The sequence below is a fragment of the Exiguobacterium sp. s130 genome (genome assembly GCF_018619055.1).
Taxonomy (GTDB): Bacteria; Bacillota; Bacilli; order Exiguobacteriales; family Exiguobacteriaceae; genus Exiguobacterium_A.
The window spans coordinates 220649-244447 of the sequence record NZ_JACSNI010000001.1 but is presented as its reverse complement, the minus strand read 5'-3'; the positions used below and the strand labels follow the sequence as shown (position 1 = coordinate 244447).

Annotated in this window: 18 protein-coding genes and 1 riboswitch; of the genes, 8 read left to right on the top strand and 10 right to left on the bottom strand. The window is 48.2% G+C overall.

What is annotated here, in order from left to right; genetic code table 11:
* Positions 1-304: 304 nt before the first annotated feature.
* Positions 305-661, top strand: a complete 357-nt coding sequence (locus tag HZS85_RS01210; RefSeq protein WP_035410328.1) for a hypothetical protein — start codon at positions 305-307, stop codon at positions 659-661.
* A 16-nt stretch (positions 662-677) separates the two neighbouring features.
* Here HZS85_RS01210 and HZS85_RS01205 read toward each other — a convergent pair whose 3' ends face one another.
* Positions 678-3428, bottom strand: coding sequence for an FN3 associated domain-containing protein (locus HZS85_RS01205; RefSeq protein ID WP_214852327.1), 2751 nt, complete (start codon positions 3426-3428; stop codon positions 678-680).
* Between the two features lie 129 nt (positions 3429-3557).
* A complete protein-coding gene (locus HZS85_RS01200) occupies positions 3558-3737 on the bottom strand; it encodes a DUF2188 domain-containing protein (RefSeq protein ID WP_214852320.1) in 180 nt (59 codons plus the stop codon).
* A gap of 600 nt (positions 3738-4337) precedes the next feature.
* On the opposite strand from HZS85_RS01200, the gene HZS85_RS01195 reads away from it, so the two are divergent.
* Positions 4338-6368, top strand: a complete 2031-nt coding sequence (locus tag HZS85_RS01195; RefSeq protein WP_251137783.1) for a thioredoxin domain-containing protein — start codon at positions 4338-4340, stop codon at positions 6366-6368.
* A 200-nt stretch (positions 6369-6568) separates the two neighbouring features.
* Positions 6569-10153, top strand: coding sequence for an SH3 domain-containing protein (locus HZS85_RS01190; protein ID WP_214852318.1), 3585 nt, complete (start codon positions 6569-6571; stop codon positions 10151-10153).
* 330 nt (positions 10154-10483) lie between these two features.
* On the opposite strand, the gene HZS85_RS01185 is transcribed toward HZS85_RS01190, so the two are convergent.
* The 5 genes from HZS85_RS01185 to HZS85_RS01160 all read right to left on the bottom strand — a co-directional run bounded on the left by HZS85_RS01185 (position 10484) and on the right by HZS85_RS01160 (position 16746).
* Entirely contained in the window at positions 10484-11572 is a 1089-nt protein-coding gene (locus tag HZS85_RS01185) for a universal stress protein (RefSeq protein WP_214852316.1), read from the bottom strand.
* The gene (gene kdpC / locus HZS85_RS01180; protein ID WP_214852314.1) at positions 11569-12090 is read right to left on the bottom strand and encodes a K(+)-transporting ATPase subunit C; all 522 of its coding nucleotides are present in this window, start codon (positions 12088-12090) and stop codon (positions 11569-11571) included. The genes HZS85_RS01185 and kdpC overlap by 4 nt, the downstream gene beginning before the upstream one ends.
* A 14-nt stretch (positions 12091-12104) precedes the next feature.
* Complete coding sequence (gene kdpB / locus HZS85_RS01175; protein ID WP_285801390.1) at positions 12105-14171, bottom strand: potassium-transporting ATPase subunit KdpB; 2067 nt, start codon at positions 14169-14171, stop codon at positions 12105-12107.
* A gap of 20 nt (positions 14172-14191) precedes the next feature.
* Positions 14192-15832: a potassium-transporting ATPase subunit KdpA gene (gene kdpA, locus HZS85_RS01170; RefSeq protein WP_214852312.1), complete on the bottom strand. Its 1641-nt coding sequence runs from the start codon at positions 15830-15832 to the stop codon at positions 14192-14194.
* Between the two features lie 325 nt (positions 15833-16157).
* Positions 16158-16311: riboswitch (cyclic di-AMP (ydaO/yuaA leader) on the bottom strand.
* Between the two features lie 240 nt (positions 16312-16551).
* Positions 16552-16746: a hypothetical protein gene (locus HZS85_RS01160; protein ID WP_023469379.1), complete on the bottom strand. Its 195-nt coding sequence runs from the start codon at positions 16744-16746 to the stop codon at positions 16552-16554.
* A 170-nt stretch (positions 16747-16916) separates the two neighbouring features.
* On the opposite strand from HZS85_RS01160, the gene HZS85_RS01155 reads away from it, so the two are divergent.
* Positions 16917-17396: a glutathione peroxidase gene (locus HZS85_RS01155; RefSeq protein ID WP_035410348.1), complete on the top strand. Its 480-nt coding sequence runs from the start codon at positions 16917-16919 to the stop codon at positions 17394-17396.
* 45 nt (positions 17397-17441) lie between these two features.
* On the opposite strand, the gene HZS85_RS01150 is transcribed toward HZS85_RS01155, so the two are convergent.
* Both HZS85_RS01150 and HZS85_RS01145 read right to left on the bottom strand, forming a co-directional pair.
* Entirely contained in the window at positions 17442-18011 is a 570-nt protein-coding gene (locus HZS85_RS01150) for a hypothetical protein (RefSeq protein WP_214852305.1), read from the bottom strand.
* A 63-nt stretch (positions 18012-18074) separates the two neighbouring features.
* On the bottom strand, positions 18075-19148 hold the full coding sequence (locus HZS85_RS01145; RefSeq protein ID WP_214852304.1) for a glycerate kinase: 1074 nt from the start codon (positions 19146-19148) through the stop codon (positions 18075-18077).
* Positions 19149-19281: 133 nt separating this feature from the next.
* Between HZS85_RS01145 and HZS85_RS01140 the strand changes: the two genes are divergently transcribed.
* Positions 19282-19971 (top strand): hypothetical protein, encoded by a 690-nt coding sequence (locus HZS85_RS01140; protein WP_035410353.1) that lies wholly within the window; start codon positions 19282-19284, stop codon positions 19969-19971.
* Positions 19968-20588 carry a hypothetical protein gene (locus HZS85_RS01135; protein ID WP_214852302.1) on the top strand — a complete coding sequence of 207 codons (621 nt, stop codon included), beginning with the start codon at positions 19968-19970 and terminating at the stop codon, positions 20586-20588. Before HZS85_RS01140 ends, HZS85_RS01135 begins: the two co-directional genes overlap by 4 nt.
* A gap of 65 nt (positions 20589-20653) precedes the next feature.
* Here the strand turns inward: HZS85_RS01135 and HZS85_RS01130 are convergent, their stop codons facing one another.
* A complete protein-coding gene (locus tag HZS85_RS01130; protein ID WP_214852300.1) occupies positions 20654-21565 on the bottom strand; it encodes a Gfo/Idh/MocA family protein in 912 nt (303 codons plus the stop codon).
* 172 nt (positions 21566-21737) lie between these two features.
* On the opposite strand from HZS85_RS01130, the gene HZS85_RS01125 reads away from it, so the two are divergent.
* Both HZS85_RS01125 and HZS85_RS01120 read left to right on the top strand, forming a co-directional pair.
* Positions 21738-22991: an SH3 domain-containing protein gene (locus tag HZS85_RS01125; protein WP_214852298.1), complete on the top strand. Its 1254-nt coding sequence runs from the start codon at positions 21738-21740 to the stop codon at positions 22989-22991.
* A 145-nt stretch (positions 22992-23136) separates the two neighbouring features.
* Positions 23137-23742: an AmiS/UreI family transporter gene (locus tag HZS85_RS01120; RefSeq protein WP_214852296.1), complete on the top strand. Its 606-nt coding sequence runs from the start codon at positions 23137-23139 to the stop codon at positions 23740-23742.
* Positions 23743-23799: the final 57 nt, after the last annotated feature.

Sequence of the window (23799 nt, the reverse complement as noted above, 5' to 3'; positions counted from 1 at the left end):
AATTGTTTCCCCCGAACAGTCATCGGCTCTCATTTGTCTAAATCACATCTTCCGTCCACAAACCTGACACATTTCATGAGAACCCTCTTCCTTTAGTGAAATGCTTTCTTTTAAACGATTCTTGAAAACATTTAGTACAGAGACTAAAGTATATTCCCCTTTTCTTAAAATGTGTGAACATTCTTTTATTTCATTCTCAGCGAATTTTGGTTGCTCTCCTAATCTTGACTCGGTATCATTAAAATTCGTAAGCCAAACTTTCAATGCTTTTCCAAATAACATAATGATATGAAGGAGCTGACCTATGGTTTTACTGTATTTCATTTATGAATCCATTGCCTTTTTACCCATTCAACAATACTTATTCTCCGGCTGGATGATCCTTGTCGCCTTGACTGTATCCTTTAGCTTAGCCAATGCCCACGAAGATGTTCGTCTCAATCAACGACTTGGATTTGAAATACTCGTTCCAGGTTCCGGTATGTTGCTCTCAAAACAATTCATTCCTGGTCTCGCTATCATTCTATTATTGATCATCATTCACTTCACGTATATGTTCCGTGCCATCCCGTTACCCGTTGCCTTAATTTCCACACTCTCGATCAGTACACTCTCACTTCTTTTACTCTTTATCCCAGCACGCAAAAAAGCGGACCGTTAAGTCCGCTTTTTTGATTTTATTGGTATTTCGTTGTTTCAGCTAGTTTGTATTTGTTCGACAATTCAAGCCAGATCGTTTTGCCTTTGATTGTCTTCACTTGAATGTATGGACGCCCTTGAGACACGCGAAGTGCGAGCAATTCACCTTGTTGATCGGCGTGTGTTTCACTGGCTTTATCCCAGTTGCGACCCAATTTACGTTCAATGAAGATATGCTTCCCTTTTTGAACAGCACGCCAGATGCCGACTTCTGCTTTTCCTTTGACCGGTACTGCCGTTTGTGCACCTTGAATCGAGATGATGGCTGGATCGTGGTCACTCGCGCTACCGTCTGCTTCCATGTAATCCGAGTTGATGTTGACGATATCCGACGATGTATACGACTTCAAGTTATTCGAAATTAAGATATGGTCGAGCACTTGCGCATTTCCGTTGTAGACGTATGAGTAACGCTCAGATTTCGGAAGATCATCGACTGTGTTCCAGAGATTTTTCCCTTTCAGGATGTCTAACGTTTCTGAGAACTGGAAGTCGTTGAGGTCACCAAGAACGACGACATTCGAATCTTTGACTTCCGTCTTCAATTCAGAAACGAAGTTTTGGACGATGTTCGCAATCGCATGACGCTGGACTTCACTCTTACGAACGACCGGTTGGTTTTTACCAAAGTCAGCTCCATCGCCACCTTTTGAGTTGAAGTGGTTGACGATGACATGATATGAATCACCATTGAAGAGGAATTCCGCGACGAGCGGTTTCCGCGAACTCGCGAAGTTCGGATCCGTCGGCTGAATGCGACCCGGGTTTTTCGTCAGCTTGCCATTTTCAACTGCCACGGCTTCCGTCGCTCCACCTTTTTCTCCTGGTGCGAGTGATACACGTGCTGGATTGTAGAGGAACCCGACACGGATGTTTCCGCCTGGTTGCCCGCCGTCCTTTTTATCTTCTGGTGCGATGTCCGTATACGCATACCGGACACCTGTTTTTGCTTCGATCGCTGCGATCAATGTCTCAAATGATTTCGAAGCGTCGACTGTGCCGCTATCCGTTGCGCCGTCGTTATCCTGCATCTCTGTCAAACCAACGATGTCTGGTGTCTTCAGGAATGTCGCGATGCCTTCCGAGACACGATCAACTTTTCCAGCATCCGCTGTCGACGCGAAGTTCTCGACGTTGTATGAAGCGACAGTCAGGCGTGATTCACCTGTTTCGATGTTCGTCGGTTGACGTTCCGCTTCGCTCGTAACGAGTTTCGGAAGGTCTGCTGCTTTTGCGAGTACTTTGTAAGCCGAATAGTTGTAGCTCATGACACCCTCAATCGTTCCATCGAATGTGTCTCCGGCTTTCGCACGATACGATGAACTTCCCATCTCGACGAACAAGCGCTCCGGATTGACGTTGTCCTTCGTCAGAATCGGTGTGCCACGTTTCGTATAGACCTTGTTTGCGTCTGTTTGTGTACGAACTGGGATCGTCCGGTTCGCTTGTGGTCCTGTGACGATCGCGTTCGGTAAAGCAACACGCATGCCTTCTAAGCTTTCGTATAAATCGATCGCATCTTCTTCCGGGTCAAACTGAGCGAAGGAATCGTTATCGACGACTTGAGTCGGAATCAAGACGCCTTTATCACCAAGGACGATACTCGCTGGTAACCCTTCGTTGAGCGCACCCTTTACGAGATTGACCGTACTGATTTCCGTAACGGCTAGATCCGTATCGAATTTATCGCTGTATCCGCCAAGGATCCATTCCTTGACGTAACCTGTCGTCGCGACCTTTTGTCCAACGGCAGCACCGTGGTTTTTCGCGTAGACGAGAATACCTTCTGATGTCCGGCTGTCGTTATCCGGATTTGGATCCTGCATATAGAAGTTGTTCGCATCAACGACATACGTGACGACGCCCGTCGTCCGGACGAGTTGATCTGCGTATGGTGATGTGTGCGCGACGCCTTGGATACTGCTGATTTTAGTGATTGGTGGTGCGATGTAGTACTTGAATGTCGAGACAGCTGACGTTTTCCCATCCTTGACAGCAACCGCTTGAATCGTCACTTCGTCATTGATCGTAATCGGTGATGTGTAAACCGGACTGTCAACAGTCGGTGTCGTACCATCAACTGTATAATGAATCGTTCCTTCACCTGACAGTGTCACTTGATCCCCACGCTCGACCTCACCGACTGGAGTAGCCGTTGGTGCAACGAGAATATCGCCGGCTTCCGTCTGATGGCTACCGAGATTCGTCAGTGTATCGACAGGAAAGCTCGTCCACTGTGATGGTTCATACGTCTTAACACCTGATGTAACACCTGATTTCCGAACAAGTGTCGTGTCTTTTGCGAAATCAACTGATGAACCGATCGGTCCGATGATATCAAGAACGACGTCGCCCTTTTTTAATGCAACTGGATCATTTCCGTTGAAGTTCAACGAACCCGTCGTCATTTGCGCTTTTGCTTTGATGTCTGCATTCGCACTTGCATTCGCGATAACGAATGTTTTACCTGGATCTACTTTCCCCGATAATGTGATTTTGGACTCAGATGGTCCACCGTTCGTGTACTGAACGAGTGTATAGTCTGCTAAATCAATGATTTGCCCCGATCCATTGTATAGCTCGATTGCCTTGTTGTTACTTGTTCCTTCTATGTATTCAGACAAGATGACGCCTTCGCCTTCTGCCCCGACAAGACCCGCTTGTGGAAGGATTCCTGCAGTCAATACTCCGGCCAATGCCCACTTTCCAAACGTACTGCCGTATTTCATGATGTGACCCCCTATTGAATTTTCTGACACTTCTTTATAATATCAGATCATATTCAAAAGAGTGTATATTTTTCGTAAAAAAAGATACCATCCTTCGTAAGTGAAAGGAATGATATCGCTTACAACATTTTATTGTTCGTTTTTGTGACTTTCGTACCATTTTTCAGCTTGTGATGTCGCAATCGGAATAGCGCGTCCCTCTTCATACCCTTCTTCTAACAAAGCGTTCGCGATCTCAATCGCTTTTTTTCGAAGCGGTGGATCAAAGTTCTTGAATGAATCCGGATAGTTGTTCTCATTCCATGGCATGTCGTCACCCCCTTCTTTCCGCTTTACCCGAAAAAAGGCATAAAAAAAACGCCTCATCAGCGTGTCGTTGTTTTTGGTTGTCATGAGAATCGAGGATTACAGGTGATCAAAACACCTGAAACGACGAAAGCCCTACCTCTCTTTCGTTGTTACGGCTCCTTGGCCGCGCCAGCTGAATCAAGCATTTTAGCAAGAATCGTGATGCGTCTGCAACGGACGCATAATACTGGGATTTTTAGAAATAGCTCGGGAATGAGCGGAAAAGTATCGATTGGAAGGTTTATCTTGCTGGGTCGACTTCTTCCCGTAGTATGAAGAAGGACAAAATAAAAGCGATGACTTATGTCTGACTCATTTGTCAGTAGCGGTCTAAAAATCCTGACCTGTCGATTTAATTGTATGATATGGATTGAAGATTCTCACATGAGTGATCATCCCCGATTCATGACTTATATTAATCTATCATACTTTCTTTTATAAAGTCAATCTTTCTTTTGGAAAATCGTTTTTCCTCGTCTTGGAATCAGAGTTGCACCTGCTACAAAAGCCGAGTATCGTGAAGAGGACTCATTATTATAGAAGAAACGAGGGAAATCCATCATGTCGAATCGACTTATCCATGAAACGAGTCCCTATCTATTGCAACATGCCCACCACCCTGTCGATTGGTATCCCTGGGGTGAGGATGCCTTCACTGCCGCACGCGAGACTGGTAAGCCAATCTTTTTATCGATCGGGTATTCGACGTGCCACTGGTGCCATGTGCTGTCTCGCGAAAGTTTTGAAGATGAAGAAACGGCACGACTCTTAAATGAACGCTATATCTCGATCAAAGTCGACCGAGAAGAACGTCCCGACATCGATCATTTGTACATGACGGCTGCTCAAGTCATGAATGGACAAGGCGGCTGGCCGCTGAGCGTCTTCATGACAGCGGATCAACAACCATTTTATATCGGCACGTATTTTCCAAAAACGCCTCAGTTCAATCGTCCGAGTTTTCGTCAAGTGACACTCCAGCTCAGCGAACAATTCCGCCGTTCACCAGAGAAAATCGCACAAGTCGGTCAGAATATGTCGCAGACGCTTCGCGACGTATTGCAGCCTGCGACGTCTACCCGTACTTGGGATGAATCGATCATTCATGACACTTTCGATCAAGCGATGCGACGATTTGATCGTCAACATGGCGGATTCGGAGAGGCACCGAAGTTCCCGTCGCCTGCCCTGCTCCGTTTCTTGCTCGATTATTATCAGTTCGCGGAAGACGAGACGGCACTTCATATGGTCATGCGATCGCTGATCGCGATGCGTGACGGCGGGATGACGGATCAAGTCGGCTACGGTCTATTCCGCTACACGGTCGATGCCAAGTGGGAAATTCCTCATTTCGAGAAGATGCTCTATGACAATGCCTGGTTTGCGACAGTATGCATCGAAACGTATCAAGCATCGGGTCAAACTCGCTTCCGTCGCTATGCAGAAGAAGTGCTGACGTTTGTAGAACAGGAGCTGACCGCACCGGACGGCACCTTTTATGCTGCACTGGATGCAGATAGCGAAGGGGGCGAAGGACATTTTTATACGTTCACGGAGCGTGAGCTGACCGACTTACTCGGACCAAACGCGCTGTTCCCCCGCTTCTATCATGCTTCATCATCGGGAAACTTTGAGGGACGGAACGTCTTTTACCGGACAGGACGAACACTCGAGGCATTCGCACGTTCTATTCACTTGTCGCTTGCTGAAACAGCGTCGCAACTCGAACACGAGCGCCAAATTCTTCTTCGTGCGCGAAATGAACGCATGCGACCGTTCCGTGATGATAAACGGTTGACATCATGGAATGCGATGATGATCTCGACGTTCGCTAAAGCCGGCCGTGTCCTTGGTGAACCGCATTATACGCATGTCGCAACGCGTGCCATGACGTCCCTTGAACGATTCGTTCGTACCGAACAGCACCTTGCTGTCCATTACCGCGATGGCCAAGTGACCGGTCACGGTTTCCTCGATGACTATGCGTACATGATTGATGCACATCTCGAACTATTCCAGTCTACACACCATGCTCTCCATCTAAAGGAGGCTTTAGCTTTCGCAGATGTGCTGCAGGATCAATTCCAGACAGTAGATGGTTATTTTTATCTGACGTCGTCACGCTCCGACAAACTACTTGTTCGTCCACTCGATCTGTATGATGGCGTCACACCTGCCGGAAATAGCGTTGCCTTGAACGCCCTTTTCACGCTCAGTCGTCTTACTGGTCGTCTCGTTTATCAAGAGAGTGCTGAACGGGCTCTCGCAACCTTAATAGAGGAAGTCGAGCAACAACCGACCGGATTCGCCTCACTTGTCAGTACCTTCACCTACCGGCAGATGGAACCGAAGGAATTGATTATCTTGCTTCCGGAAGAAGTAGACATCCCGCTCGAAATCAAGCAACTGCAACAGCTACGCTTACCGGAAGTTGCTTTGTTGATCGGTACGAAGCGCGATCTTCTTCCGCACGTCCCACTCCTCGCGGATTATCCAGAACCAGACGAGCCAATGGCTTACCTCTGTCATGATTTTGCTTGTGAACGCCCGACGACGAATTTAACGGAAATCCTCGCACGTCTTAATATCTGACCATATTCCCTCTTGTTTAAAAAACAGGAGGGTTTTTCAAAAAACCAGTCCCCTTTTTTCAAAAATATCCAACATCTTATTCATAAAAATCCGATATTGTCGATAGTAAGGACAGGCAATAGATTTAACAACTTAGACTTAGACATCCTAGAAGCCGATTCCGTCCATCCAGACGAATATCTACTAGGAGGAAAGATACTTTGAACACGACATCATTCTCGAAGACCTTGAAGGTGTTCGCAAGCTTTCTCATCGTTTTCAGCATCGTATTGACATCTCTCCCGATGGCTGAAGCAGCAACGACGAAAGCGACGACCTATCGTCTGTCTACCGATAGTTATCTGTACGATAAGACGGCATCTTCTCGGAAACGCTTGTTGACGATCAAGACCGGAACTGTCGTTTCATCCACGTATGCTTCTGGCTCGTTCAGAAGGGTCACATATGCTGGAAAAACGGGATATGTTGCGTCGAAATACCTCACGCTGTACGAAAAGAAACAATCCGTTTCAGGACAGCGCTACCTTGTCCTCAAAAAGACACCGATCAAAAAGACAGCAGTGGATACTGCAACGACGATCGGCACGTTGAACGAAGAGGATGTGTACTACACGTCACAACGTGTGACGAATCCATATGGCGAGACATGGTACCGCGTCAAATATGACGGCAAGACAGGCTATGTCGTTGCTGGCGCAAAAGCGGTCGCCTATAAAAAGGTGACGAACACGACGTTAAAAACGATCAATGCTTACATCTTGCGTCAGTACGCCGGAACAGGTTATCCCAAAGTTCAGACCATTCCATCTGGAAAAGACGTCAAAGTCGTCGGCCGGATCGAAAAATGGGTCAGTATCCAGTACGACGGGAAGACAGGCTACATGCATCAAGATGCGTTCGCCTCTTCTGAAAAGCAAAATGTGACACTGATTCCACAAACACGGTATCAGACGAAAAGTGTGACACCACTTTACAGTCAAGCCGAGGCAAAACAAAGTCTAGCGAGTCTACCAAAAGGTACGGTCGTCACTTCGAATGCTAAGACGGCAATTTATCATCAAGTCACATATGCCGGAAAGACAGGGTATGTCTTATCCGCTACGTTGGCAGAGTACACAGAAAAAACAAAGCTTCCGTCTTCACGCTTCTTGTTGACATCACCACTCGTCATCAAAACGACACCTGCCGCGAATGCAAAAACACTTGCGACACTGAGTGCCGGAAACGTCTATTATACGAAAACACGTGTGACGAATCCGCTCGGCGAAACATGGCATCAAGTATCGAAGGAAGGCAAAATCGGATTCGTACCAGCCAATCAAGCAACACCGATTACGTACGAAACTGAATCAAAGCTCTCTTTAAAAACGACGGCATCGACGGCGATTCGTTCCTATGCGGGTCCATCGTATGCAACAGTGCAAACGATCCCGAGCAATACCGTCATCAAAATTTCTGGACGAATCGGGAATTGGTACCGGGTCAGTTATAACGGTAAAACGGGATATGCCGCATCAAACACGTTTACGACACTTGCGACGAAGCAGAAAATTGCAGGTGCACGCTTTGAGCTTGAAAAAGCAGTTTCCATTAAATCTTCACCAGATGCAAAAGCATCGACACTTGCAACTTTGCAGAGCGGTGATATCTATTACACGACACAGCTCGTCACGTCAAACGGACAGCAATGGCATCGTGTAAGCAAAGATGGAAAGACGGGCTACATCCCAGTCAACCAAGGCAAGAGCGTGCAGTACCAATCGGACCGGATCGTCATGCAGACGACGGCTTCGACTCCACTTCGCTCGTATGCCGGAAACACTTACGCGACCGTTAAAACGATTCCTTCTGGTACAAGCATTACCGTCACTGGAATGATCGATGACTGGTATCGCGTGACGTACAGCGGGAAGACGGGTTATATCGCTTCACGTTACGCCAAGGAAAAAGTCATGACGCAATCGATTCCTTCTTCTTATTATCGCCTTGAACGTACCGTCGAAGTGAAAGCATCGCACCATGCGACAGCAGAAACCGTCGTTCGCCTTTCTTCTGGAGACGTCTACACGACGAATCAAGTCGTCACGAATGGTCATTCCGAGCAATGGCATCGCCTGACAGTCGATGGGAAGACCGGCTACGTTCAAATCAATCAAGGTTCACCGGTCACCTATGAGAGCGTTAATAATCACCGCTATCAAGCAACGACGGATACGACACTCCAGTCGGATGCCGGTTCAGCCTATGCGACAGTGACGAAGCTGCCAAAAGCAGCCGTCGTTCAAGTAACAGGCAGTCTCGATCAGTGGTTAAAGATCAGCTACGCTGGGAAAAATGGTTATGTCTTAAAATCAACACTGACACCATATACCGAAACGAAAAAGATCACAGGTGCACGCTTCTTGGCGAATGAATCGCTCGTCGTCAAACAAGCACCGGACGATCAAGCATCGAATGTCACGACACTCTCGTTCGGAAATGTCTATTACACTTCTGCTTTGATTACGTCGTACACGAACACGTCGTGGCATAAAGTGACGATCGACGGGAAAACGGGTTATATCCGTACCGGACAAAATACGTCATCGATCAAATATGAATCAAAGGACAAAATGTATGTACGGGCAACATCAGACGCTGTCTTACGGTCTTACGTTGGTAGCTCCTACAATGTCATCAAGACGATTCCGAAAAACCTCGTCGTTACTGTCTCCGGTCAAATCGGTGATTGGTATAAGATTTCGTATGATGGAAAAAGTGGGTACGCGTATAAGGGGGCGTTCGTGACGACTTCTTCGAAATTAAACGTCTATAACTCTGTCGCGACACCGTATACGTTCGATACCTTCATCAACGCCCAGATGAAATTGAACCCACCACCACAAACGGATATCTACAAAAATAAATTGATGTATGTCAGTACGAGTTATGTGCGTCTCGGTGGCGGGCTCGATCCGGTCAACGGAACACTCGCTACAATAACGGCGACGACACCACTTAACATCCGCTCTGGTGCTTCGACGGCAAGTCATGTCTACGGTCAGTTCCAGCCTGGTCGAATGATTCGCGTCTATCAATCGGTCAGTGGCTTCTATACGACGTATCCACGTGTTTATTCGAACGCAACGAATTATTCGACGATCCAATGGTTGAATGCCCTCGAAACGGACGTCCGTGATGTTGCCGATCCACTGAAAGTCGACCGCAACTCTTCTGCCTTCTATCAGTTCCTCGATCTCTCGAAAACGACAGGAGCATCGGCTGCGACACTTGATAAGATGTTAGCGAACGTAACGAAAGGACTCGGGATCTTCAACAAGTGTAGCAACGGTAGTTGTGGACAAGCGTTCATCGATGCTGGTCAAAAATACAGCGTCAACGAAGCTTACTTGATCTCACACGCTTTACTTGAGACAGGCAATGGACAATCAAAACTGGCAATGGGTGTGACATGGAATGGACGTAAAGTCTATAACATGTATGGAATCGGTGCGTATGATTATGATGCGATCAACACCGGCGCTGCTTATGCCTATAAAATGGGCTGGTTCACACCAGAAGCGGCAATCGTCGGTGGTGCCGAATTCATCAGCACGAAGTACATCCATAATGAATACGGACAAAACACGCTCTACAAGATGCGTTGGAGTCCGATGCGTCCTGGTAGCCATCAATACGCAACAGACATGGGATGGGCCGTTAAGCAAACGTCTCGGATCTATTCACTCTATCAACAGATGGATAGCTACACAGCTGTCTTTGATATTCCAGTCTTCGCTCGTTAAGGAGACGATGAACCAACGTCTTTAGATCAATGAATGTGTTCCAACATCAAAAAAGGAAAGACCGTTCTGGTGATCCCACCAGAACGGTCTTTCCTTTTTCATTAGTAGCGAACGAGCAGGATCATCCTCAACTCCTGCAGGAAAAGAAAGCGCGCTCGACGCTTTCGACAGGGATAGGTAAGACCCGGTAGACCGTATGAAATGCGAGGATGTCGCAGCTTACCTCCCGCCTGCGGAAAGGGAGGATGACCAACTGACTCGTTCGTCTTATGAAACGATAGACTGATGATTTTGTGAAGAAAACCCCTGCATTTACGCGGAAGGGCTCCCCTAGCGTTCTAAGTCATCGGCGACGATTTGGATATCGATGCCGCGGACATGACGCATGATTTCATTGATGATCGATCCACGTCGGATTTCCTGCCAGCGGGTCCGCGCGGATTGACCGAGAACGATTTGCGTGATGCGATGATGTTTGGCAGCGGCGGTAATCGCTTGAGCAATCGAACGTTCGCCTTGAATCCGGATCAGCACTTCTGCTCCGAACAAGGCACCACTTTCCCGCACCATCGCAAGCACTTCCTTCTGTTTCGCATTCAATTGATTTTCCGCTGCCGGTAAAATCGTCAGAACATACAGTTCCGCTTTTAATCGACTTGCCATGCGAAATCCGCGATAGATCAACTTTCGCGCGTTATCATTAAGCTGGATGCAGACGAGAATCCGTTCTTGTAATGTCGCTGGGTCTTTTTCAATCAACAAACGTGATTGATAGACTTGATCGTCGACTTCGTCCGCGACTTGTCGTAACGATAACTCCCGTAAGCTCGCGAGATTCTGAAGCGAGAAGAACGAATTCAGACTCTGTTCAATCTTTTCTTTCTTGTAGATTTTCCCTTGCTCGAGTCTCTCCCGTAACGTTTGCGGCGTCACGTCGACGAGTAAGATCTCATCGGCCTCTCCGAGAAATGGATCCGGGATTCGCTCCCGGACCTCGATACCCGTCACTTCTTTGACTTTAAAGAGTAAGCTTTCGAAGTGCTGGATGTTGACGGCCGAGTAAACGTTGATCCCGGCGTCAAGGAGTGCCGCGACATCTTGATAGCGTTTTTTCCGTTCTGATCCGGGAGCATTCGTATGCGCCAGTTCATCGATCAAGACAATATCCGGGTGACGGGCAATGATCGCGTCCACGTTCACCTCGGGAAACACTTTCTCTTTATAGACGACTTCAAGTAACGGGACTTGTTCGAGCTGTCCGACCATCTCCGCCGTCTCTTTTCGACCGTGCGTCTCGATCAGACCGATGACGACATCCTTGCCTTCAAGCGTCAAGGTTCGTGCATCGGCAAGCATCTTATACGTTTTTCCGACACCAGGAGCTGAGCCGATATAAAGCTTCAGCTTTCCCCGTGTCATGACTTGCTCCGATCAAGTGCTAGGTTCAAAAGGAGGACATTGACGTAATCATGCGTTCCGGCTTCTTTCGTGATTAGCTTGCGTACCTCATCACGCGATAGGTCGCGTGCGGTTGCGATACGCTTCGCTTGATCCAAAGCATAAGCGACTGAGATGTGCGGATCGAAACCAGAACCGGATGTCACGAGGGCATCGTCCGGAAGCGAAGCGCCGTCCTCTCGGTTCTGTTTCTGCAATGCCACTATCTTCGTACCAAGCTCCGGGTTCGATGCTGCTAGGTTATCCCCAGCAGATGACCCCGCTAATTGATCGACCGCTGAGGGGCGTCCGTGAAAATACTGTTTCGACGTGAACGGTTGCGCGATCAATTCCGATCCAATGAATTTTCCGTTTTCCTGTACGAGTGAGCCGGCTGCTTTATCCGGCACGAGAATCTGACCGAACAGCGTCAGCAAGGCGGGAAAGACGATCCCGCATAATGCTGTGATGAAGATCGTCACACGAATGGCTTGTTTCATGATTCGTTTTCTCCTTAAAGGATGCTTGCAAGCAAGACATCGATGATTTTAATCCCAATGAACGGTACGATGACACCGCCAAGACCGTAGATGAGTAAGTTACGCCCGAGCAATTGATCGGCTGTCATCGGTTTATACGAGACACCTTTCATCGCGAGCGGGATCAGCATCGGAATGATGATCGCGTTGAAGATTAGGGCCGACAAAATCGCTGTCGTCGAGGAATCGAGTCGCATGATGTTGAGTACTTCCATTTGCGGAATCGCGACCATGAACATCGCCGGGATGATCGCAAAATATTTTGCGACATCGTTGGCAATCGAGAATGTCGTCAACGCTCCCCGTGTCATCAAGAGCTGCTTCCCGATTTCGACGACTTCGATGATCTTCGTTGGGTTCGAATCAAGATCGATCATGTTCGCTGCTTCTTTCGCGGCTTGTGTCCCACTGTTCATCGCTAGACCCACGTCCGCTTGCGCGAGCGCTGGTGCATCATTCGTACCGTCTCCTGTCATCGCGACGAGGTGACCGGCTGCTTGTTCTTGCTGGATGACACGGATTTTATCTTCCGGTTTACATTCGGCGACGAAGTCATCAACGCCTGCTTCGCGAGCGATCGTTGCTGCCGTCAACGGGTTGTCGCCGGTACACATGATCGTTTTGATCCCCATCTTACGCAACCGATCAAACCGTTCCCGCATTCCTGGTTTGACGGTGTCTTTCAAGTAAATGACTCCAAGAATCTTCGCATCTATCGCAACGACAAGTGGGGTTCCACCTAAGCGTGAGACTGAATCGATCGTTTCTTGCAAATCATTCGGAATCGTTCCGCCTTGTTCTGTCACCCATTCTTGAATTGCTTGACCCGCCCCTTTCCGTACACGACGACCATCCGTCAAATCCAGACCTGACATCCGTGTTTCCGCACGGAACGGAATGATTTCTGCTCCATCTAACCACTCGCGTTCGACTGGCATGTCTCGTAGTTCTGCGAGTTCTAGGACAGAACGTCCTTCCGGTGTCTCATCGGCTAAAGAAGCGATGATCGCCCCTTCGAATGCTTGCTCGACAGAGCGTCCACCGACCGGCGTGATCTCTGACGCCATCCGGTTTCCGAACGTGATCGTTCCCGTTTTATCTAAGATGATCGTTTGGATATCCCCTGCTGCTTCGACCGCCTTCCCGCTCATCGCGATGACGTTAAAACGGGTGACACGGTCCATCCCGGCGATGCCGATTGCGGACAGCAAACCACCGATCGTCGTCGGAATCAAACAGACGAGCAAGGCGATCAAGATTGGACCAGAAAGATTGAATCCAAGATAGTTCGTAAAGACGGGTAACGTCATGACGACGAGTAAGAAAATCAATGTCAAGCTCGTCAACAGTGTTGATAAAGCGAGCTCGTTCGGTGTCTTTTGACGGCTTGCGCCTTCGACAAGCGCAATCATCTGATCGAGGAACGATTCCCCTGGATTACTCGTGATCCGGACTTCAATCTCATCACTAACGACGAGTGTTCCACCGATGACCGACGAGAAATCACCCCCCGCTTCCTTGATGACTGGTGCCGATTCCCCTGTGATCGCCGATTCATCAATTGAAGCAAGACCTTTGATGATCTCACCGTCACCTGGTACATATTCACCGGCCCGGACGAAGACGATGTCGCCTTTCCGGAGTGTCGCGGACGAGACGCTCTCAATCAATTGTCCGACACGTTTACGAGCCATGACGTCCGCTTTCGATGCTTTTAGCGAGTCTGCTTGTGCTTTCCCGCGTCCTTCGGCGATTGATTCTGCGAAGTTCGCGAACAAGACCGTCAAGAAGAGGATGATGCTGACCGTCAAGTTAAAACCACGCATCTCATCAATGAAGATCGTATAGCCGATTGCGAGCAAACAACCGATCCAGACGACGAACATGATTGGTTGTTTGATCATGTTGACGGGATTCATTTTTTTAAAGGCATCCATTGTCGCCTGGCGCGCGATTGAGCCGTTGATTGCTGATTTGGATTGCTGATCCGGCTGCCCATTCGGTTGGTGTTCCTCGGGCGTCGGATGCATGATATGTTCCATCATATGCTTTTATCTCCTGTTCACATCGTCAGCCAGTCCGCGACCGGTCCAAGTACGAGCACTGGCAAGAATGTCAATGCACCGACGAGTACGACCGTACCGAGGAAGACTGTTCCGAAGAGTGGTGTATCTGTATTAAACGAAAACGCATCTTGCGGTACGGACGGTTTCGCCTTCAGCGAACCGACGATCGCAAGCATTAAAATCAATGGGATGTAACGTCCGAAAAATAACGCGAACGACGTCGAGACGTTCCAGTAGACATTCGCGTCCCCGAGCCCTTCAAATCCAGAACCATTATTGGCTGTCGCCGACGTGAATTCGTACAAGACTTGTGATAGCCCGTGATAGCCTGGATTCGAGATGCCAGCGACGCCTGGTGCAACGTATATGGAGATTGCCGTTCCGACGAGAATCAAGAATGGTGGCACGAGAAGTGCGATAGCGATCATCTTCACTTCGAACGTCTCGATTTTCTTACCGAGGAACGTTGGTGTCCGACCGATCAAGAGACCTGTCAGGAAGACTGCAACGAAAGCATAAAGCAAGACATTCAAGAATCCAGCGCCGGCACCGCCGTACACGACGTTGAGCATCATGTTGCCGAGCTGGATCAATCCAGCAAGCGGATGGAGTGAGTCATGCATCGCGTTGACGGCACCCGTCTCGGCTGCTGTCGTAATCGAGCTGTAGAGCGCTGTACCGACTTGACCGAAGCGTAATTCCTGACCGTGCGCGGTCGGGTTCGCAAATAAGCTACCTGCCATGCCGAATGTCATCATGACGAACAAAATCGTCATGACGCCAAGGAAAAGACGTCCTTGTTTCGCAGAACCGATGATTTTTCCATACGCGACAGGAAGTGACATCGGAATCAATAACATTAAGAACATCTGGATGAAGTTGACGAACTGATTCGGATTTTCAAACGGATGGGCACCGTTTGCTCCGAAGAAACCACCGCCGTTGTTACCAAGCTGTTTGATGACTTCAAACGCGGCGACCGGACCACGGTAAATCAACTGCTTCGCCCCTTCAAGCGTCGTGACGCTGATTGCGCCACCAAACGTTTGCGGCACGCCGAGTAAAATCATCAACATCCCGAAGAAGAATGAGATCGGAAGCAGGATACGTGTGATGAAGCGAACGAAGTCGGCATAAAAGTTACCGAGCGGTTTATTCGCAAGACCACGGATGACAGCGATACAGACCGTGAATGCCATCGTCGGTGCGACGAATAACATCGTTCCGAGGACGAACGTTTGTGAGAGATACGATAACGCTTCACCCGAATAATGCTGTTGATCGGTGTTCGTCATGAAGCTGATCGTCGTATGAAGCGCTGTCGACCAGTCAAGATTAGCGGCGCCGTTCGGATTGAGCGGTAGACTTCCTTGAAAGCGAAGCAACAAATACCCACCGATGAAAAACAGTAGATTGACGACTAATAGACTTTTTGAATAGCCGACCCAGGATTGATCTTGTTTCTTTTCATCGACACCAAGTAACGATAGAAGGCGTCGTTCGACCTTACCGATTGTATCGACCCGACGCTCTGCGATCGGTGCGAAGTACATCCCGATGTAGCGACCGAGCAAGACCGCTGCACAAAGTGCAATGACGAGTAGGATCCAAAATTGGATCAGGAATTGAGTCCACATGTTTTTCTTTTCTCCCTATGCGATTAGAATTTTTCTGGATACATCAGACAATAACCGAGATACAAAAAGACGAGACAACCCGTCGCTAGTAAAAACCACGTCATTTCCGGTCACCCGCTCTCCACTGGACACGTTCGATCAGTCGAATCATTCCGAACGTCGTACCGAAGAAGAAGACGAGCAGTACGATACTCCATAGTTCTCCCATTATGAAATTACCCCCATATTATTCAATATTTTTACAATTAAGCACGACAAAAAGACGATGTGAGGCGAAAAACGGCCCCAGCATCGCCTTTATAACTTGGCATACTGAAAAAGAGTCGTTCCCTCCTAAAAACGCCTGCGAGGTTAGCTGTCGGATTCGGGCATACCTAGGATTTCGCCCTACCTTTCCCGTTCGGAAAGGATTCACCCCGTGTCACGTGTCGTGACGATTGGGTCCCCCGCTTCAATCATGAATTCGGCGTACTTTGAGATCGAAGAATTAACATGTTAGTGTTCGTTGATGAGATGGATATTACTCCGATTTTTTAAGGTTGTAAATAGAAAAAATGAAAAAAAATAGTCTGATTTTTTAATGACTTACTTTCGAAAAATAGTGTTTTTTAACTTTATGCTATAGAAGAAAAAAAACCGCAGAAATCGATTCTTTCATCTAAAATGGAGGAGCTCCTTTTTAGATCGAATCGCTCTGCGGTTTCATAAGCAAATCAGAATTATGATTGCTGATTCATTTTGGCATGGACCGTCAAAGGAGCTAGCATCGTCACCCATAGGGCAACCACTCCAGAAACAAGAATCACAATATCGCGTTCGAATCCAAGCGTCAATAAGGTAATACAACTTCCGACGAGGACGAGACAAAGCGTCGCGATCATGACGAACCGCGATTGTTTCAACATTTTTCTCATGTGGCATCTCTCCTTTCCTTCCATATTCCTTGTAATCGTAACAAAAATTCGTCGAAAAAACGTCGCTGACACCCGATTGTGATGTTTCTGTCATCTCGCAAGTAACGATAGCAGACGACAGGAAAACGGATTTGTTACACTAGAGAAGTACTTAAAAAGGGGGAATTGATATGTTACAAGATCATTCATTTCAACGCGTCGACGGAACGTCGGCATCCTTAAGTGACTACCCAGCTCAAGCATGGCTGATCGTTAATACAGCCAGTAAATGCGGCTTGACGCCACAGTTCGAAGGACTCGAGCAATTGCATCAAGACTATCGTTCGCAAGGATTGACCGTACTTGGTTTCCCATGTAATCAGTTCGCGAACCAAGACCCCGGAACGGACGAGGAGATTCAGTCGTTCTGCCAAGTCAACTACGGCGTGACGTTCCCCGTTTTCTCAAAAATCGATGTCAACGGTGAGCAAGCACATCCGTTATTCGAAGAACTGAAAGCACAAGCACCGACGACGGACGGTACAACAGACATCGAGTGGAATTTCACGAAATTCCTCGTGACTCGTGATGGAGAAGTGACGCGGTTCTCTCCAAAAACGAACCCGACGGATTTGACGGCAGCGATCGAACGATTGCTCGTTCAAGTCTAACAAACAAGCTTCCGTCCTTCTCGTACGAAGGACGAAAGCTTGTTTTTATGTTGTCCCCGGCTCAAGATGACGACTGATCATTTCTTCCGCCAATCGTTTGACATCATCGATATCGCGCATTTCTGTGAACGGATGCCCCCAGACGATCAGCTCTTCGATTTCTTCAATCGGTTGCGTCGTGTATCGTGTACCATCGGCAACGAACTCTTGCGCAATCGTCGATTCAAAGGCAGCATACTTCAGGAGCCACGGTTTCTCACTCAAGATTTTGTGGGCATGCTTCGCCTGCTTGAACGTCACATCGCCGACGAGGACGACGGGATCGAATCGTTCATGGAGAGGATGCGTATATTGAACAGAGATCAGTAATCCATGTTGGTTCGTTTTTTCCTGTTGTCGGACATACGTCCGCGTTAGGAAATGTGGAACGAGTGACTCAGCACTCTCTTTCGTCTGATGGATGCTCAAACCATGTTCCGTTTGGACGACATCCGGTAGGACTGGTTCGTATCCACGGTTCGCTAATTGTTGATCGAGCTCTTTGAATAACAGCAAAGTATGTTCGACAAGCGCTCGGACTTGGCGAAACGATAATTGGATCGATTGATTGATCATAGGATGACCTACTTTCTCTAAAAGTATGGCAATATACAGTTATTTACCCAAACTTTTCCGACTTCATCCCTGTTTCAGCGAAAGTTCCTCGAGCCACTTACGTGTTTGCTCCTGTAGGCGCGTTTTCGTCTGTTCCGGGTCGAGGGTGATCTTCTGATGGACATGAATCGATCGACAACCAAGTGCCTGCGGGATGTTTTCTTCGACGATTCCTGCAAGGATCAGACAAGGAACGCCAGCTGTTCTCGCCATCCGCGTGACCTCACCTGGCAATTTACCGATTTGGCTTTGACGGTCGACCCGTCCTTCCCCTGTCCAGACATAATCCGCTTGTTGCATCCGCTCTGCTACACGAAGGTGTTGCAAGATCGTCGATGCGCCCGGAACGATTCGTCCACCAAGCGCATACACGGCTCCACCGAGTCCGCCGGCTGCCCCTGCTCCTTTGACGCCCTCTAATCCAAGTAACTTTCCAATCTGTTCGAGTTGTTGATCGAGTTTTATGATGTCATCCGGAAGCAGTCCTTTTTGTGGACCAAACAGATAAGCCGGACCATCTAGACCATGATAGGGAGCTGTCACATCTACGAGGGCTTCCAGCTGAACCGGATACGTTGAACAATGAATGGCTTGCGTCTCAAGTAACGGATTTGTACAAAACAAAATCGGCTTACCCGAGGCATCTTGAAGACGACAACCGACTTCCGCGAGTAAACCAAGTCCCCCATCCGTCGTACCTGTCCCCCCTAACGCCAGTCGGATACGTGTTATTCCTTGATTGCGTAACTGTTCCATCAAACGCCCGACGCCACGCGTATTCACTCGAACAGGATTATCTCCGCTTTGTCGCATCGGCAGTCCACAAATACGCGCGACTTCGATGACGGCGTCTGAATCTTTTACGGCATACTGCACTTCACACGGACGACCTGCTAGATCAATCGTCATGGTCGTCTTTTCCTCATATCCAAGCGCGAGATAGACTTCAAGCGTTCCTTCCCCACCGTCCGCGACAGGTGAGGAATCGATGATCACGGTTGGATCATGTGCCAGTATTCCAGACGTGACGGCTTCTGCTGCCTCCTTCGAAGAAATACTACCTTTGAACGCATCCATTAAAATCAAGTGACGTTCCATCTGTAAGCTCTCCCTTCAAAAATCTCATATCAAGTTTTGATTGCGTTTCCAATTAATGTTACGATGATACTAATTTCAAATTACCATTCCCTTATCTGACATTTCATTTTACATACACAGGAGGTCTTATCCCATGGAACGCTGTTCGTTATGTGGAACACCACTTCGTCAACACGATACGACTTGTTCGCATTGCCAACATCCTGTTATCAAGAAAGAACAACTCGCCGAACCACCCACTTCGTCCACTTCACGGACTTGGCTCATCAGTACCTGCCTTTTGCTCTTTCTCGTCGGAGGAGCCGGTTTCCTGTGGTATTCGCTACAAGATCCCGTTTCCCCTGAAGCGGGTCCGACACCTAGTGTCGAAGCACTCGCGCTTTCGGAATGGTCCGATGAACAAACAGCGTACAATCAAACGTACTCGAAAGACCGTCCTCCAACGTCCTATGATGTCCTTCGCTTCGTCCGTCAATATACTCGGACGATTCCGGAGCTTGCGACATTCTCGAAGAAATACGATTCCATCGAGACGTTTTCTGCGATCCAGTTCACGACTTTGAACGTCTTTGAATCAGAGTTTAAGCATCTCCATCGTATAACGAATGCCGTTGATGCCCCTGTCGCTCCAAGTGTTCTCGCCGTGACATTCCAAAAATTCACGTCAAAGGGAGTTACGTATCATTTACGTACACAAGAAACGTACCAAATTGCGACAGCAAACGGTTCAGAGCCTGTGACGTATCGCGTCCATTATCGTCTGAAAGTGCATACGGATCATCTTCAAATCATTGATGTCAATCGAACGGAGGTGACTTCATGAAACGAGTGCTCCTTTGTCTGCCTCTTTGTCTTCTGATGGCGTGTTCGCCAGAAACATCTAGGATTCAAGAACAGCTCGAGCAGCAAACCTACACCCGCGCCGTCGAACAATCGAAACAAGACATTGACGAACCGGCTGCTCGGCTGATGGTTCAGCTTGAGCGACAGCTTGCCGGTTATCAACTGCGTGATGTCTTAAAAACGGCGGAGGCGATCGAACGTCTTCAACTCGCAACGGATCATCCTGTCCGAAAACGAGCAGAATCCATTGCCCTCAGTGCAAGAGAGACGTTGCAACAAGTCAAACAGTTTGAAGGAACATACGAAGTCGAACGAAGCACACTTGAAGATGAGCCGTTCGACGGAACCGGACGCATCCATGTCTCTTTTGACGAGCAAGATACGTTCATCGCGACGCTTCGCTTTGATCAGTTCGGTCTCCCGGACGCGCTCCGAAACGATGAAGAGATCGTCCGTTTCGAACCCGATTTCTCCGCTCGTGTCAGTTTATCCGGAGGACAAGTCAGCTACCGTTTCGTCCGTTCGACGCTCCGCGTGACGTTCGAAGGACCAGGCGGTAAGCGAATCTATCAACTTAAACAACTGTCAGATAAATAACCAGTAAAACGCCGCTTTACTTGAGACGATTCCCGAGTGAAGCGGCGTTTTTTTATGATTTTAATTTAACGTGTTGCTTGAACGTTCTCATACACCTGCTGACATAATTCATGTGTCGCCAGGCTATCAGAAGCTACGACTGACTCGGACGGTTCCCCTTTGACCGTCCGAAGGAACGCATCCAGCATATCGACGAATCCACGGCGCTTTAGCGTCGCTTCCCAGTTATCGAGCGGATACCGAAGCGTGCCTTGTTTCGTCAATTGATCGAGTGTCGTCACGTCCGTTGCGATTCGTTTTTCTTCCGGTCCCATCACTTCGACGCGTTCTTCCGTGATGCCGTTATTGCGGTTCATGACACCGATTGCCGTGATACCGTTTGAGACGAATTGAATCGTCACGTGATGTAGCCCGCTTTCGTCTTGCTTACTCTTGACGTGTAAGTCTTCAATCTCACCACGTCCCGTCAAAAAGCGAAGCGTGTCCGCGACATGGATGAAATCATCGAACAGAAATGGCTTGGCGTCTTCGATGAACGACGTCCGATTCTTTTGCATGAGGACGAGATTCGGATCGTTCACTTCAAGTAAGCGCTGGTGTGCTGACGCAAAGCGACGATTGAATCCCGTGATGAACGGTAACTGCTTCTCTTCTGATAAACGAGTCAATTCGCGAATCTCTTCGATCTCCATCGAGACCGGTTTATCAACATAGACGGCGATTCCTGCTTCAAGCGCTTGCCGTGCCTGCTCGGCATGGACGACAGTCGCTGAATGGATCATGACCGCATCGATCCCCTCCTTTACGGCGTCAGCAAACGTCGCGTATGTTCCTGCAAAGCGATAGTCTGCTCGCAATCGTTTTGCTTTCTCTTCATCTCGCGAGATCAGATACACCTCGATATCAGATCGTTCAGCATAGACCGGTAAATAGGCTTTTTGAGCGATATCACCTAGACCAATGACGGCTAATTTCATATGAACTCCTCCTTTTCCACTGTTGCTTACATTCCCTATGATACGTTAATTGACACGAAAAGATGAGAAACAGCCCTTTACAGGCATCAAATTCCTTTTTTTGAAAAGAAGTGAATTTCCTTTTTTTGTTTTATGATAAAACCATATTTGAACAAGGAGGGAATGAGTTTTTATGAAGCGCTTGCTCCGTACTAGTCTTACGCTCTTATTATTGTTCGCTTTGTGTCTTCCCGCCATTCCGGCTCAGGCAGCTAGTTACCAAGTCGTCGTCACTTCGACGATTGGAGCGAACATCCGCTCGAAGCCGAGTACAGCCTCGTCTGCGACGATCGTCCGACGTGCCGCGTACAAGGCAAAATTCACAGCCGTTTCGTATACGAATGGCTGGTATAAGATCAAGGACGGAGGTACATATCGTTATCTATCGAACCAAGTCGCTAAAAAAGTGTCGAGTAGCTCCGTAAAGACGTACAAAATCGTCGTCTACTCGAAAGCTGGAGCGAACGTCCGGACATCACCAAGCACGGCCTCATCAAAGAACATCAAACGACTCGCATCCTACAACTCGAAGTTCAATGCAGTCTCGTACTCGAACGGTTGGTATAAGGTCAAAGGGAAAGTCAATTATTATTACGTCTCTAGCCAAGTTGCCCGAAAAGTGACGACGAGCAGCCCTAAACCATCGAGTGGCAGTTATCCGGTTGCATCGATGCGGTATTTCAAGCTTGGATCGTCAAGTTATCAATTGACTAAAGAAAGCTTCGTCCGCCGTTATCCAGCGAGTACGACGAAACTGTTGACGGGAATCGTTGCGTATGACGAAGCAGCACGTAAAGGCACGCTTGATCAAACGTTCACCCTGACGTCTTCGATGTTATCCGTTCCTGCAGGTAGCAGTGTCGCTGGCTTCCGTGCTGGCGATAAAGTCACGATGCGTCAACTCTTGAACGGGATGCTGATCCGCTCTGGTAATGATGCAGCAAAAGCGATCGCTGTCCGGACAGCAGGTTCTGAATCGAAGTTCGTCTCGTACATGAATAACCGCGCCCGTTCAATCGGAATGAGTGCGAGTCATTTCATGAACCCACACGGTTTCTATCATCCAAGTCATTACACGACAGCTGCTGATATGCAAAAACTCGCGAATACATATGCGAAGTACAGCACGCTCATGACGATCAGTGGACGCAAGTCGTATCAGACGACCGTTAAAGGACCGTATGCACGGACATTGACGTGGTATCATACGAATACGTCGCTTCCAGGAGATACACGTGTTTATGCGAGCAAGACTGGTTACACACCGGAATCTGGCTACACACGCGTCTTCTTCATCAAAAAAGGATCGACACGATATGGTCTCGTCACACTGAAAGGAACGTTGTCCCAAACCGAGACGACACTTCGCTCCGTCTTAAATCAATAATCGACTCATCAACAGTCTGGTTTTCCGTTTCGGGAGCCAGACTGTTTTCTTTTTCCTTCAAATTATACTTGCGCTGAAAACGAATTCATCTTAGAGTTGAAATTAGAATCAGACGTCTGACGTCTTAATGAAGGAGAGTTTTTACGTGGGAAATGTCAGTTTATTATTTGGGGGCGTTGCGCTCTTTTTAAATAGTTTGACCTTGTTCGGAAAAGTCGATCTCCGTAGCGCTGGTGTCTTCAGTCTTATCACGGGTCTACTGCAAACGTTCATCGCAACGTATCTTGTCATCGGTGCTGCAGGTGATCCAGCGTTGACGTTCGGGTACGCGAGTATTTATTTGTTTGCCTTTACGTATGTGTATGTCGGGATCACGTTCTTATTTAACCTCGACGGAAGCGGTGTCGGTTGGTTTTCCTTGTTCGTTGCGATCGCCGCTTTATTTTATGCATTTGTCAGCTTCACGACAGCAGACATCATCGGTGGGGTGACATGGTTGTTCTGGGTATTGCTCTGGAGCCTGTTTTTCCTCGGGATGGGAATGAATCGCCCGATTGATGCGATTACTGCCCGCGTTGCCCTCGTATTAAGCTGGTTGACGTTGATCGTACCGGCATTGATCGGTCTTCGATTCGGCTACTTTAGTTCCGCATATCAATGGTTATGGAGTATGGCTGCCGTTCTGACTGTTGTCTATTTCCTCTATACGATGATGAAATTCTCGATGCTTCGGACGATCCGCTCGTCGTGACATGCTAATCGATTCATCAAAAAAGATGTCTATTTCCGGTTATGAATCGGAGATGGA